Raw genomic sequence first — 14,671 nt, forward strand, 5'->3', positions numbered from 1 at the left:
CATGATTGTCAAGAAACGATGACATGTGCGATGTCAACGATTGTTGACGCAGATCAAACGAATGGTGCTTTGGTACTCGGCGAGACGCGTCCGCGTTTCGCCGCTGAGAAATCGCGGCAAGTAGCGCCGCGCAGATCGGAAGGAATCACGACTCCGCTACGAAGTTGGCGTCGTGGCTGAGAGTGTCCAGCGTATCGACGTTCAAGCAGTAGCGCTGATAGCCGGGGATCAGCGTACCGGCCGCGATATCGGCGTCGCACTCCTGCTTGTGCTCACACACGGCGCAGGTGCGCCGCAGATCGTTGAGTAGCATCGGCTCCTTTTCGGCGAGCGCACGGATGCTGATGCGCAGCGCTTCGAGCAGGCAAGGTAACTCCTTGGCGCTGGTCCCCTTGGTCGCAAGCGCGCGAACTTCGGCTGGCGACAGTCCGAGATCCTTGACCATGTTGGCCATGGCCAAGCCGAAAGCTTCGAGCTCGCTCGGACTTCCTGCAATCTCTTCCCACTCTCGGACGACGTCGGCGACGGCTTCTGTCACGGGCGCATTTCTTGTCGGCTTGCCTGGTGCGGTCATGAGCGCCTCCAACGCAACTTGCCGGGCGATATACTCATACAAGCAGGCGCCTCCCATTGCGCTGGATCAAGGAGTGCAACGCGGTTGCGATCGATCAAAGACAGGCCGTAAACTCCGGCCGGGCCGTGCGAATTTTCGCCTGAGGCGGATACGCGCCGGCGCCATAAACACGATGGGAAGACGCCCCTGCGGGGGCGGTAAAGGAAGCAGGAGGGGGCGCGGTGCTGCTGGGGCTCTTTGCCGACATTCACGCCAATCGGCCGGCGTTCACTGCATGCCTTGCCAACGCGCGCGAGCGCGGCATCGAGCGTGTCGTTCTATTGGGCGATTACGTCGGCTACGGCGCCGACCCGGACTGGACCGTCAGCACCGTCCGCGACCTGGTCGCCGACGGTGCGGTCGCGGTGCTCGGCAATCACGATGCCGCGATCGGTAATCCAAAAGTGCAGATGAATGCCGAAGCGGAGGCCGCGATCGAGTGGACGCGCGGCCAGCTCGATTCGGCGCAGCGCAAGTTCCTCGCCGATCTGCCGATGCGGCACGAAGAGCACAGCCTGCTGTTCGTGCATTCGGAAGCGACCCGGCCGGAGTCCTGGATCTACGTCACTGACACCTCGATCGCCTCGCGCAGCATGCAGGCGGTGTCGGCTCACGTCACCTTCTGCGGCCACGTCCACAGGCCGGCGCTGTATTCGCTCTCCGTCACCGGCAAAATGACGACCTTCGTGCCGACCACGGACGTGCCGGTGCATCTGCTGCCGGGGCGGCAGTGGCACGCAGTGCTGGGTTCGGTCGGCCAGCCGCGCGACGGTAATCCGGCTGCGGCCTACGCGCTGTACGACACCGTCAAGCACGAGCTGACCTATTGCCGGGTGGCGTATGACGCCAGCGAGGCGGCGCGCCGGATCCGCGACAACGGTCTGCCGCTGTGGCTCGCCGACCGCTTGCTGGTGGGGCGCTAAAGGATGGACCAGCCTTCCTTCGAGCCCGGCTCGACGCTCGATGGTTTCACCATCGAGGAAGCGATCCATCGCGGCGGCATGGCGACGCTGTTCAAGGTGCGGCGGGACGGCGACCCGATGCCGATGGTGATGAAGATCCCGCGGATGGGCGAGGGCGAAGATCCGGCGGCGATCGTCAGCTTCGAAATGGAACAGATGCTGATGCCGCGGCTGTCGGGGCCGCATGTTCCGAAATTCGTGGCGATGCGCGACTTCTCCACCCAGCCCTACATCGTGATGGAGCGCATTGCCGGCGAGCCGCTGCTCGCGCGGCTGCCGGAGCTTCCGCTGCCCTATGAGGAGGCCGTGGCAATCGCAGCCAAGGTCGCTACCGCGATCGCCGACCTGCATCGTCAGCACGTCATCCACCACGACATCAAGCCGAGCAACATCATGTTCCGCCCGAGCGGCGAGGCGGTGTTGCTCGATATGGGGCTGGCCTGCAGCGATCAGTTGCCGGATCTGATGCAGGAAGAGTTTCGCCTGCCGTTCGGCACTGCGCCCTATATGGCACCGGAGCGGCTGCTCGGCGCGCGCGACGAGCCGCGCAGCGATCTGTTTGCGCTCGGCGTGCTGCTGTATTTCTTCACCACGGGGGTACGGCCGTTCGGCGAAACTGAGACGATGTACGGCATGCGCCGCCGGCTGTGGCGCGATCCGCATCCGCCGCGCAAGCTGCGGCCCGACTATCCGCTGTGGCTGCAGGAGATCGTGCTGCGCTGCCTGGAGATCCAGCCCGAGTGGCGCTATCCGACCGCCGCGCAGCTGGTGTTCGACCTGACGCATCCCACCGAGGTGAAGCTGACCACGCGTTCGGAAAAGCTGAAGCATGATCCGCTGCGCACCGTGCTGCGACGCCGTTTCAATAAGGAGCTGACCCGGCCACGCGCTGTGGAAACGATGGCGGCTCATTTGGCATCGGCGCCGATCGTGGCGGTGGCGATCGATGTTGCAGAAGGCTCCGGGCCGCTCAACGATGCGCTCCGCACCACGGCATCGCGCATCCTCGCCACGCTGCCGTCGGCGCGGCTCGCCTGCCTCAACGTGCTCAAGCTCGGCCGCATGACGATCGATCGGACGCTCGACGAGCACGGCCACAACAAGCACGTCGATCGCTTGGTGCAGCTTCGGCATTGGGCCGAACCGCTGAAGCTCTCCGACGACCGCCTCACCGTGCACGTGCTCGAGGCGGTCGATCCGGCGTCGGCGATTCTGGAGTTCGCCCAGGCCAGCCGTGTCGATCACATCCTGATCGGTGCGCGGCGCAGCTCGGTGCTGCGCTCGCTGCTCGGCAGCGTCTCGGCCAAGGTCGCCAGCGAAGCCGGCTGCACGGTGACGATCGTGCGTGAAGCGCAAGTTGCGCCGCCGCGCAGCGCGCCGCGTGCGGCCGCGCAGGATGCGTGATCCTGCTTAGAGCACGTTAAAGCTCAATAGGTTCGGGAAACGCTGGTCAGTTGATCATCAAGCGGTCATCGACCGCTGCTACGCCCGGAGTCGACCATGCGGCATTTTGCGCCGCCCGACGTTCATCCCAGGTGTCGACCCGGCCTTCCAGGATCACGATGTTGCCGTTCTTCACCGTGACACGGATGGTCTTCGATCCGATCTCGGCGTGGCGCCGCAGCGCCGACTCGATCTTGTCGCGGATGCAGGAATGATCGGCGAGCGGATTGTTGATGACGATGTTGTTGGTGACGCCCATCACGCCGGCGAGCTTGCGGACATCGTCCTCGGCGGCGGCGCGTTCGAAGTGCCAATCGACCGTGCCGCTCAGCGTCAGCCAGCCATTCTCGACCTGAACGTCGACCGAGCTCGACGGAACCAGCACATTCCATTCGAGGAGATCGCAGGCGCGTTGTGCGATCTGATCGTCGGCGGCGCGATTGAACGGCGAGCGGACTTCGAGATGGTCGGTGATCGCGTGCACGCCTTTGACGCGGCGCGTCGCCGCGATCGCCGCGACCTTGTCGGCGTAGCTGATGACGTGACCACTGAGGATCACTCTGTCGGCCTCGACAGCAACCTTGATGTGGCCGCTGTTGAAGCTCGGATCGAATTCGAACTCGTCAAGGATGTTTTGACGAAGCTGGGACTCGGACATTCGTGGCCTCAAGAGTACCGCTACGCTGACGCGCGGCATCTTGGTTGCTGGCGCTGCAAACACATTGATCAGAATCAACGAGATCCAACCTTTGCGATTGATCCGCATCAAACCTCAGCGGGGTCGGTGCGTCGCGGCACTGTCATTGATCCGGCTGCGTGCTGGTGTGCGGCAATCGGCACTCGATTGCTGCATGATTGCTCACATTGCGTTGCGTTCGCGCATGACTATGTCACGCAAAGCTGACATTGTTTGCAGCCATCATCGCCGTGCGCGGGGGCGCGCCGCACCGTGTGACGTGGAAGTGAACCCGCCTGCAGGGCACCGGCCCTGCATCTGCGCCGCCCTGGCGCGCCTCGACTGATAGATAATCTGGAGATGATGATGTCCGACGTGTTGTCCAACGATCTGTTGCAGAAGATGGACGCCTATTGGCGTGCCGCGAACTATCTGTCGGTTGGACAGATCTATCTGCAGGACAATCCGCTGCTCGATCAGAAGCTGCAGCTCGACCACATCAAGCCGCGTTTGCTGGGGCACTGGGGAACGACCCCCGGCCTCAATATGCTCTACGTGCATCTCAACCGGCTGATCACCGCGCACGACCTCGACATGATCTACATCATCGGCCCGGGTCACGGCGGGCCGGGGCTGGTCGCTAACGCGTATCTGGAAGGGACCTATACCGAGCGCTATCCGGCGATCGAGCGCAGCCGCAACGGCATGCAGCGCTTGTTCCGGCAGTTCTCGTGGCCGCATGGCGTGCCGAGCCACGTGTCGCCGGAAACGCCCGGTTCGATCCATGAGGGCGGCGAACTCGGTTACTCGCTGGCGCATGCCTACGGCGCGGCGTTCGACAATCCGAATCTGATCGTTGCCTGCGTGGTCGGCGACGGCGAGGCCGAGACCGGCGCGCTGGCGACGAGCTGGCACTCCAACAAGTTCCTCAATCCGGCGCGCGACGGCGCGGTGCTGCCGATCCTGCATCTCAACGGCTTCAAGATTGCCAACCCCACCGTGCTGGCGCGGATCACGCCGCAGGAACTGACCGACCTGATGCGCGGCTATGGCTACGAGCCGTCCTTTGTGGAAGGCGACGACCCGGCGGTGGTGCACCAGACGCTGGCTGCGACGCTGGAACGCGTGCTCGGCGAGATCCGCTCGATTCAGGACAAGGCGCGCAACCACGGCGCCACCGAGCGGCCGCGCTGGCCGATGATCGTGATGCGGACCCCGAAGGGCTGGACCGGTCCCAAGCACGTCGATGGCAAGCCGGTGGAAGGCACTTGGCGGGCCCATCAGGTGCCGATCGCGGACTTCAAGAATCCCGAGCATCTGACGCTGCTCGAAGATTGGATGCGCAGCTACCGGCCCGATGAGCTGTTCGACGCCACCGGCAAGCTGCGTGACGAGCTGCAGGCGCTGGCGCCGACCGGCCGCCGCCGGATGAGCGCCAATCCGCACGCCAACGGCGGGGAACTGCTCGAGCCGCTGTCGCTGCCCGATTTCCACGACTACGCGGTGACGCTGACCGGGCCCGGCGCGCTGAAGGCCGAAGCGACGCGGGTGCTCGGCACCTTCCTGCGCGACGTCATGAAGAACAGCCTCGACAGCCAGAACTTCCGGCTGTTCGGGCCGGACGAGACCGCGTCGAACCGGCTCGATGCGGTGCTGCAAGTCTCGCCGAAGGAGTGGATGGCGGCGATCGAGGACGTCGACACCGATCTCGGCCCCGATGGCCGCGTGATGGAGGTGCTCAGCGAGCATCTGTGCCAGGGCTGGCTCGAAGGCTATTTGCTGACCGGTCGGCATGGCTTCTTCTCGTGCTACGAGGCGTTCATCCACATCATCGACTCGATGTTCAATCAGCACGCCAAGTGGCTGAAGGCGTGTGCCACGATCCCGTGGCGGAAGCCGATCGCCTCGCTGAACTATCTGCTGACCTCGCACGTCTGGCGCCAGGATCACAACGGCTTCTCGCACCAGGATCCGGGCTTCATCGACCACGTCGCCAACAAGAAGTCGAACGTGGTGCGGATCTATCTGCCGCCGGATGCGAACTGCCTGCTGTCGGTCGCCGACCACTGCCTGCGCAGCCGCAACTACGTCAACCTGATCGTGGCAGGTAAGCAGCCGGAATGGCAGTGGCTGGATATCGATGCGGCGGTTCGTCATTGCACGACCGGCGCCGGGATCTGGCATTGGGCGAGCGACGAGGGCGAGCCCGATGTAGTGATGGCTTGCGCCGGCGACGTGCCGACGGTCGAGACGCTGGCGGCGGTCAAGCTGCTGCGGGAGTACGTGCCGGACATCAAGATCCGTGTCGTCAACGTCGTCGACCTGATGGTGCTGCAACCGAGCTCGGAGCATCCGCACGGCATGGACGACCGTCGCTTCGACGAGCTGTTCACCACCGACAAGCCGGTGATCTTCGCCTTCCACGGCTATCCGTGGCTGATCCACCGGCTGACCTACCGCCGCCGCAACCACGTCAACATTCACGTCCGCGGCTACAAGGAAGAGGGTACCACGACGACGCCGTTCGACATGGTGGTGCTGAACGACCTCGATCGTTATCGCCTGGCGCTCGACGCGATCCTGCGGATTCCGCGGCTCGCCGATCAGCGCGATGCCGCCACCTCGCGTTACTGGGCAACGATGCAGCGGCACAAGCTATATATCGGCGAACACGGTGACGATATGCCCGAGGTTCGCGATTGGCGCTGGTCGGCTTGACCTGAGTGACGCCAAGGACCGGCGCGATCCGAACAATTGCGCCGGTCCGGTCAAGGCATCGTCAACCAGCCACGCATGGTGATGCGCCGTCCTGGCGCATTACCTCTTCGCATTAACCGACGGTTGCAGCACCCTCGCTATCGCTCGTCGATCGCGTGACGGGGTAGGAGCTGAGTGATGCGTCGTGAAGAGCGAACTGAGGCGGGGCAGGACGGCCTGCACGCCGACAAGCTGCTCGGCCTGCTCGATCTGCTGGTGATCGATGACGATGCCATGCAGCGCATGCTGATTGCCGGCGCGGCCGAGAAGGCCGGCTACGCGGTGACCCACGCGGCGTCCTGCGCCGAAGGCATCAGCCTGATCCGCGACAAGCATTTCGACTGCATCACGCTGGACCTCAAGCTGGAAGACGGCGATGGCGCCGACGTCATGCGTGCGATGGCGGCGGCGAAGTACGATGGGCCGATGATCGTCATTAGCGGCATGAACTCCCAGCATCGCCGCGCCTCGCGCGATCTGGCGCGGTCGCTCGGCATGGAGCTGCTGCAGAGCTTCCCGAAGCCGATCGATCTCGCCGCACTCCGCATCTCGCTCGCCAATCTGCGCAGCACCGTGGCCGGCCTGCCGATCGTTCATTCCTGGGGCGAGGTGTGCGGCCCCCGCTTCGAACGCAACGGCTGAGCGTCTCCGTCGCCTGTTCGCTTCGCGTTAGATTCTGATGGTTTGGCGCCCGAGCGTCGCTGCGGACTGCCGTCACGACCGACTACGACGTTCGTCGTAGCTGTTGCTCGATTTGTGACCGGGCTTAACTCATCGTGACGCTCGGAGAGCGCACCGAACTGCCGTAAACGGCAAATCGATCGTATTTTCAGACAGTTTTACGAATAGGATAGAATTGGGTTCCTATCCTCGTGCTCGTACCAAGTAACTGTCCGGAAAACAGCTCCGGATCGTCGCGGAAATTGCCTGCTTTGATCACCGGTTACGAATGTCGGTGCAGCCGAGCAGATCGAGCCGTAGGTGTGAAATGTCGATTGTCATCCAAACGTTGATTGCGACCTTCGTATTCGATCCTGGTGATTGCACGAGGTCGATCACGGTTTGATCCGGTTTCTCGCGCGAAGTCTGAAATTGGACTGAATCCGAGGCCCCCAAAGTAGCTATCCCGTTTTCGGAATGCTTCACGCGCCGGTTGTACGACCCGCGCGGGCGGCCCGACCGTGCCGATAGCCCCGAGCCGCACTTGGTCCCGTGCTAGCCGCGCCTCAACAACAATGATCTCGTCTGCCCGAGCCGTCGGTTCGGTGGTGTTTGGAGTCTGAAATGCGAAAGAACTTGCCTGTGACCGACGACGAATACGTGCTCGACGACGGCACGCTGATCGTTTCGAAGACCGACGTCAAAGGCAAGCTGACCTATTTCAACGATCAGTTCGTCATCGCGTCCGGCTTCAGCGAGCAGGAGCTGATGGGGCAGCCGCACAACATCGTGCGCCATCCCGACATGCCGCCGGAGGCATTCCAGAATCTATGGGATACGCTCAAGGCGGGGCGGCCGTGGGTCGGCGCCGTGAAGAATCGGCGTAAGTCCGGCGGGTTCTATTGGGTACTCGCAAGCGCGACGCCGCTGTGGGAAAACGGCCAAGTCACCGGCTACATGTCGGTGCGGACCAAGCTGCCGGCCGATCAGCGCGCCGAAGCTGAACACGTCTATGGCTTGCTGCGAAACAACAAGGCGCACGGATACAAGATCGACGACGGCATCATTCGGCGGCGGTCGTGGTTCGACCGGCTCGGGATGTTCACCCGGACGCTGCGCTCGCGCCTCACCACGATGGTGGCGGTGCAGGCGGTGATCATGATGATCATCGGCGCTGCCGGCATCTTTGCGGTCCACAATATGGATCAGCGCCTGCAGTCGGTTTATGAGGATCGCGCCGTCCCGCTGGGACAGCTCGCCGAAATCAACGAGCGTCTGCTCGACGATGCAATGGCGCTGCGCGGCGCGGTGGTTCGCGCCAAGGTTGGCAAGCAAATCCGCGACGTCGCGGGTCGCATCGCCGCCAACCGCGAACGCTCCGACAAGCTGCTCGCGGACTACACGACGACGCGCCTGTCGGCGGACGAAAAGGCGCTTGCGGGCAAGTTCGCAGCGGCGCGGCAGGCTTATTTCACCGAAGTGGTTAGCCCCGGCATTGCCATGGTGGCGGCCCGGGAATTCGATCGGCTTGGTGAGTTGATGACCGGCCGTGCCGAAGAGCTGTTCAAGGCGACCAAGACCGAGCTCGACAAGCTGGTGGCGATGCAGGTGCAGGGCGCCCGCGCCGAATACGCCAGCGGCCAACGGGAATACGTCACCATGCTGGTGATCTCGGTCACGCTGCTAGTGATCGGCCTGATCCTCGGCGTCTTGAATGGCATGTTCACGACCCGCGCGATCACCGTTCCGCTGCAGCGGCTCAACACTGTGATGGGCAATATCGCGCAGGGTAAATTCGACAGCCGCGTGGTGATAGAGCGCGACGACGAGGCCGGGGTTGCGCTCCGCAACATCCAGGCGATGCAGAACCAGTTGTTCTTCAGCCGCCAGGAAGAGAACGATACTGCGCAGCGGATCGCCTTGCAGCGCAAGCGTGATATGCAGCGGCTGGCCGACGAGTTCGAAGCCGCGGTCGGGGAGATCATCGAAACTGTCTCATCGGCCTCGACCGAACTGGAGGCCTCCGCCAGTTCGCTGACCGCCACCGCCGAACGCTCGCGCGATCTGACTGTCACGGTGGCGGCCGCGTCGGAACAGGCGGCCACCAATGTGCAGTCGGTCGCCGGGGCCACCGAGCAGATGTCGTCGACTGTCAGCGAGATCAGCCGACAGGTGCAGGAGTCGGCGCGGATCGCAGTCGAGTCCGTCAGTCAGGCGCGGCACACGAATGATCGGGTGAGCGAGTTGTCGGAGGCCGCGGGACGGATCGGCGCGGTGGTCGAACTGATCAACAACATCGCCGGCCAGACCAATCTGCTGGCGCTCAACGCCACCATCGAGGCGGCGCGGGCTGGCGAGGCCGGCCGCGGCTTTGCCGTCGTGGCGCAGGAAGTGAAGATCCTCGCCGAGCAGACCGCGAAGGCGACCGGCGATATCAGCCAGCAGATCTCCGGCATCCAGGCTGGCACCGAGGAGTCCGTCGCGGCGATCCGGCAGATCGGCGTCACGATCGACCGGATGGCCGAGATCGCTTCGACGGTGGCGTCGGCGGTGGAGCAGCAGGGTGCTGCGACGCAAGAAATCGCCCGCAACGTTCAGGAGGCGGCGCACGGTACCATCCAGGTCAGCTCGAATATCGCCAGCGTCCGCCAGGGCGCTGCCGAGACCGGGTCGGCATCGTCTCAGGTCCTGGCGGCGGCCCAGGCGCTGTCGCACGACAGCAACCGGCTGAAGGCCGAGGTCAGCCGCTTCCTCAGCACGGTACGGGCCGCCTGAGCGCGGTCCGCGGTCAGTCTGCGCCGCGCCCGCGAATGGCTCGTACTCCTACGTGCTGCAAAATTAACGAGAGCGTAGGCGACCGCCGGATATGGCTGGCAGTGGACATAAATTCCGCTCGTTGAGTGGACGGCCGCGGATCCTGCGGTCACCGGTGTGTAGGTAAAAGGCGTAGCGCGTATGGACGATCTTCTTCGTGAGTTTTTGACGGAGACCTTCGAGAGCCTGGACACGGTTGACAACCAGCTGGTCCGGTTTGAGCAGGAGCCGAACAACGCGAAGATATTGGACAATATTTTTCGTCTTGTTCACACCATCAAGGGGACGTGCGGGTTTCTAGGATTGCCGCGGCTTGAAGCGCTTGCGCACGCGGCCGAGACCCTGATGGGCAAATTCCGGGACGGGATGCCGGTGACGGGAGAGGCGGTGACGCTGATCCTGACCACGATCGACCGGATCAAGGACATTCTGACCCAGCTGGAGGCGACCCAGGCCGAGCCCGAGGGTGAGGACGGCGACCTGATCGGGGAGTTGGAGCGGCTGTCGATGCGCTCGCCGGAGGAGATCGCGGCCGAGCTCGGCGGCACGGCGCCGGTGGACGTCGCCGAGGTTGCTGTGGCCGAAGTTGCAGCTGCTGCCGAAGCTGTTGCGGCCGACGCCAATTCGACCGAAGGCACCCTGGTGGCGCAGACGCTGGAGCGTCCGCTGCGGCCGGGCGAAGTGTCGCTGGATGAGCTGGAGCGCGCCTTCCGCGAGACCGAGATCGAGATGGCTTCCCCGCCGCTGCAGCCGGCCGTGAGCGAGGCTCCGGCGGCCGTGGCCGAGGTGGTTGCACAGCCTGAGCCGAAGCCGGCCAAGCCCGCCAAACCCGCCGCCAAGCCGGCGGCGAAGAAGTCCGGCGGCGAAGGCGAGGGCGCGGCGGAAGGTGGTGCCGCCGGCGGCGTCGCCAACCAGTCGATCCGGGTCAACGTCGATACCCTCGAACATCTGATGACGATGGTGTCGGAGCTGGTGCTGACCCGTAACCAGCTGCTGGAGATCAGCCGGCGCCACGAGGACAACGAGTTCAAGGTGCCGCTGCAGCGCCTCTCCACAGTCACGGCCGAGCTGCAGGACGGGGTGATGAAGACCCGGATGCAGCCGATCGGCAACGCCTGGCAGAAGCTGCCGCGCATCGTCCGGGATCTGGCCGCTGAACTCGGCAAGCACATCGAGCTGGAGATGCACGGTGCCGACACCGAGCTCGACCGCCAGGTGCTCGACCTGATCAAGGACCCGCTCACCCACATGGTGCGCAACTCCGCCGACCACGGGCTGGAGAAGCCCGAGGACCGGGCGCGCGCCGGCAAGCCCGAGCAGGGCACCATCCGCCTGTCCGCCTATCACGAGGGCGGCCATATCGTGATCTGCATCGCCGACAACGGCCGCGGGCTGGACACCGAACGGATCAAGGCCAAGGCCTTGGCCAACGGTCTGGTCACCGAGGCCGAACTCGAGAAGATGACCGAGGCGCAGATCCACAAGTTCATCTTCGCGCCGGGCTTCTCGACCGCTGCCGCCGTCACCTCGGTGTCCGGCCGCGGCGTCGGCATGGACGTGGTGCGGACCAATATCGACCAGATCGGCGGCACGATTGAAGTGAAGTCGGTCGCCGGCGAAGGCTCGGCGATCACCATCAAGATCCCGCTGACCCTGGCGATCGTCTCGGCCCTGATCGTGGAGGCCGGCGGTGACCGGTTTGCGATCCCGCAGCTGGCGGTGGTCGAACTGGTGCGGGCGCGGGCCAACTCCGAGCACCGCATCGAGCGGATCAAGGACACGCCCGTTCTTCGTCTACGCGACAAGCTGCTGCCGCTGATCCATCTGAAGAAGCTGCTCGGCATCGACGAGGGCGCCAATAGCGAGCCGGAGAACGGCTTCATCGTTGTGACCCAGGTCGGCAGCCAGACCTTCGGCATCGTGGTCGACGGCGTGTTCCACACCGAAGAAATCGTCGTCAAGCCGATGTCGACCAAGCTGCGGCACATCGGGATGTTCTCGGGCAACACCATCCTGGGCGACGGCGCGGTGATCATGATCGTCGATCCGAACGGGATCGCGCAGGCGCTCGGCACCGCGGTGTCGGCGCAGCACGACATCTCCGATCAGGCGGCGGCGAGCCGCAACGCCTCGGCCGAACAGCTCACCTCGCTGTTGGTGTTCCGCGCCGGCTCGAGCCAGCCCAAGGCGGTGCCGCTGTCGCTGGTGACGCGCCTGGAAGAGATCGCCTCCGACAAGATCGAGAAGTCGAACGGCCGCTACATGGTGCAGTACCGCGACCAGCTGATGCCCTTGGTGCTGATGGAAGGCGTCGATGTCGCCACAAGCGGCGTGCAGCCGATCCTGGTGTTCGCCGACGAGGACCGCTCGATGGGCCTTGTGGTCGACGAGATCGTCGACATCGTCGAGGAGCATCTGCACATCCAGGTCGGCTCCAGCCGCGACGGCATTCTCGGCTCTGCGGTGATCAAGGGCCAGGCCACCGAAGTGATCGACGTCGCGCACTTCTTGCCGATGGCGTTCTCCGACTGGCTGGCGCGCAAGGAGATGCGGCAGACGATGACCACCCGCTCGGTGCTGCTGGTCGATGACAGTGCGTTCTTCCGCAACATGCTGGGTCCGGTGCTGAAGGCGGCGGGCTACAAGGTGCGGGTTGCGACCTCGGCGGTCGAGGGCCTCGCGGTGCTGCGCTCGGGTGCACAGTTCGACGTGATCCTGACCGACATCGAGATGCCGGAGATGAACGGCTTCGAGTTCGCCGAGGCGATCCGCTCCGACACCAAGATGTCGAGCCTGCCGGTGATCGCGCTGAGCTCGCTGGTGTCGCCGGCGGCGATCGAGCGCGGCCGCCAGGCCGGTCTGACCGACTACATCGCCAAGTTCGACCGTCCCGGCCTGATCGCGGCGCTGAAGGAGCAGACCACGATGCATGCGACGCCCGAAGTGCTGGAGCAGGCGGCATGAGCGAGACCAGGAAGGACACCCCCGCGATGACCCGTCCGATCGACGCGATCAGCGGCAACACCACCCAGTTCGCCACCGCGATGATCGGCGGGCAGCTGTTCGGCTTGCCGATCAGCCGGGTGCAGGACGTGTTCATGCCGGAACGGCTGACCCGGGTGCCACTGGCGCCGGACGACGTCGCCGGCGTTCTGAACCTGCGCGGCCGGATCGTCACCGCGATCGACATGCGGGCCCGTCTCGGCCTGCCCAAGAACCAGGACGGCAAGCCGCCGATGGCGATGGGCGTCGACCTGCGCGGCGAATCCTATGGCCTTCTGATCGACTCCATCGGCGAAGTGCTGACCCTGCCGGACGAGGGCCGCGAGACCAACCCGGTCAACCTCGATCCCCGCATGGCCTCCTTCGCCAACGGCGTCCACCGCCTCGACGGACAGCTCATGGTCGTCCTCGACGTCGACAAAGTGCTCGAAATCGCAACTCAACGTATGGCTGCTTGATGTAGCGCGCCGAACTCAGCTCACCGCCCTCGAATCTCCCGGGAAGGACCGCATGACACCGCTCGATTACGAGTACCTGCAAAAGCTGCTGAAGGACCGTTCCGGCCTGGTGTTGTCGGCTGATAAAAAGTACCTGCTCGAGAGCCGGTTGCTGCCGCTCGCCCGCAAGGCGGGCGTGCCGGGCATCACCGATCTGGTGCAGAAGATGAGGGCCGGATCGGATTCGCTGATCAACGACGTGGTCGAAGCGATGACCACGAACGAGACGTTTTTCTTCCGCGACAAGACGCCGTTCGATCACTTCAAGGACAGCGTGATCCCCGAGCTGATCAAGGCGCGCGCGGGTCGCAAGTCGCTGCGGATCTGGTGCGCGGCGTCGTCGACCGGCCAGGAGCCGTATTCGTTGGCGATGCTGCTGAAGGAGAAGTCCGCCGAACTCGCCGGCTGGCGGATCGAGATCGTCGCCACCGACCTGTCGCCCGAAGTGCTGGAGAAGTCGAAGGCCGGTCTCTACACCCAGTTCGAGGTGCAGCGCGGCCTGCCGATCCAGCTTTTGGTGAAGTACTTCAAGCAGGTCGGTACGATGTGGCAGCTCAATGCCGACGTGCGATCGATGGTGCAGTACCGTCTGTTCAATCTGTTGCAGGACTTCACCGCGCTCGGCAAGTTCGACGTGATCTTCTGCCGCAACGTGCTGATCTATTTCGACCAGGCGACAAAATCTGATATCTTCAACCGGCTGATGAAGGTCAACGAGCCGGACGGCTACCTATTTCTCGGCGCCGCCGAGACTGTGGTCGGTCTCACCGACTCCTACCGGATCTGTCCGAAACGGCGCGGCGTGTACCTGCCGAACAGTTCTGCCGCCTCGACGGCTCCTGGGCTTGCGCTCGGCGGCTTGAAGGCGGGCGCCCTGACGGGGCGATAAAGGAGGACGAAGTGGCGTCCGAGAGTGGCGGACCGGAACGGGTGTCCTTCGGGCGTGGCTACAACGTCTGGATCATGGGCATCGACGGCACTTGGCGGCGCAACTGCGTTCTCAAGGCGGTGTCGAGTGTCGATGCCGAGCTCGAGCTCGAAGGATCGATCGAAGGCCTGAACCTGAAGGAGTTCTTCCTTCTGCTGTCGTCTACCGGCCTCGCCTACCGCCGCTGCGAACTGATCCGGGTCAACGGCTCGGAGATCGACGTGCGCTTCCTCAGCACCCGCAACAAGAGCGTCAAATCCTCCAGCCGCGACGACCGGATGGCCTGAGCCCGGATTCTAAATTGCGTCAAATTCGGCA

11 protein-coding genes are annotated in these 14,671 nt (G+C 64.2%); 9 read left to right on the plus strand and 2 right to left on the minus strand.

What is annotated here, in order from left to right:
• Positions 1 to 145 precede the first annotated feature (145 nt).
• Entirely contained in the window at positions 146 to 574 is a 429-nt protein-coding gene (locus RPPS3_RS08340) for a hypothetical protein (protein ID WP_107346507.1), read from the minus strand.
• A 221-nt stretch (positions 575 to 795) separates the two neighbouring features.
• Here RPPS3_RS08340 and RPPS3_RS08345 point away from each other — a divergent pair, with 221 nt between their 5' ends.
• On the plus strand, positions 796 to 1,536 hold the full coding sequence (locus tag RPPS3_RS08345; protein WP_107343655.1) for a metallophosphoesterase family protein: 741 nt from the start codon (positions 796 to 798) through the stop codon (positions 1,534 to 1,536).
• Between the two features lie 3 nt (positions 1,537 to 1,539).
• Positions 1,540 to 2,979: a serine/threonine protein kinase gene (locus RPPS3_RS08350; protein WP_107343656.1), complete on the plus strand. Its 1,440-nt coding sequence runs from the start codon at positions 1,540 to 1,542 to the stop codon at positions 2,977 to 2,979.
• Between the two features lie 46 nt (positions 2,980 to 3,025).
• Here RPPS3_RS08350 and RPPS3_RS08355 read toward each other — a convergent pair whose 3' ends face one another.
• Complete coding sequence (locus RPPS3_RS08355; RefSeq protein WP_107346508.1) at positions 3,026 to 3,676, minus strand: BON domain-containing protein; 651 nt, start codon at positions 3,674 to 3,676, stop codon at positions 3,026 to 3,028.
• Positions 3,677 to 4,060: 384 nt separating this feature from the next.
• On the opposite strand from RPPS3_RS08355, the gene RPPS3_RS08360 reads away from it, so the two are divergent.
• The 7 genes from RPPS3_RS08360 (at position 4,061) to RPPS3_RS08390 (ending at position 14,640) form a co-directional block, all read left to right on the plus strand.
• Positions 4,061 to 6,412, plus strand: coding sequence for a phosphoketolase family protein (locus RPPS3_RS08360; protein WP_107346509.1), 2,352 nt, complete (start codon positions 4,061 to 4,063; stop codon positions 6,410 to 6,412).
• 177 nt (positions 6,413 to 6,589) lie between these two features.
• A complete protein-coding gene (locus RPPS3_RS08365) occupies positions 6,590 to 7,093 on the plus strand; it encodes a response regulator (RefSeq protein WP_107343657.1) in 504 nt (167 codons plus the stop codon).
• Between the two features lie 642 nt (positions 7,094 to 7,735).
• On the plus strand, positions 7,736 to 9,886 hold the full coding sequence (locus tag RPPS3_RS08370) for a methyl-accepting chemotaxis protein (protein WP_107343658.1): 2,151 nt from the start codon (positions 7,736 to 7,738) through the stop codon (positions 9,884 to 9,886).
• Between the two features lie 180 nt (positions 9,887 to 10,066).
• A complete protein-coding gene (locus RPPS3_RS08375) occupies positions 10,067 to 12,889 on the plus strand; it encodes a hybrid sensor histidine kinase/response regulator (protein ID WP_107343659.1) in 2,823 nt (940 codons plus the stop codon).
• 26 nt (positions 12,890 to 12,915) lie between these two features.
• On the plus strand, positions 12,916 to 13,386 hold the full coding sequence (locus tag RPPS3_RS08380; RefSeq protein WP_199852220.1) for a chemotaxis protein CheW: 471 nt from the start codon (positions 12,916 to 12,918) through the stop codon (positions 13,384 to 13,386).
• A 52-nt stretch (positions 13,387 to 13,438) separates the two neighbouring features.
• Entirely contained in the window at positions 13,439 to 14,314 is an 876-nt protein-coding gene (locus tag RPPS3_RS08385; RefSeq protein ID WP_107343661.1) for a CheR family methyltransferase, read from the plus strand.
• Positions 14,315 to 14,325: 11 nt separating this feature from the next.
• Complete coding sequence (locus tag RPPS3_RS08390; protein ID WP_107343662.1) at positions 14,326 to 14,640, plus strand: pilus assembly protein PilZ; 315 nt, start codon at positions 14,326 to 14,328, stop codon at positions 14,638 to 14,640.
• Positions 14,641 to 14,671 lie beyond the last annotated feature (31 nt).

It is taken from the genome of Rhodopseudomonas palustris (genome assembly GCF_003031265.1).
In the GTDB taxonomy this organism is placed as follows: Bacteria; Pseudomonadota; Alphaproteobacteria; order Rhizobiales; family Xanthobacteraceae; genus Rhodopseudomonas; species Rhodopseudomonas palustris_H.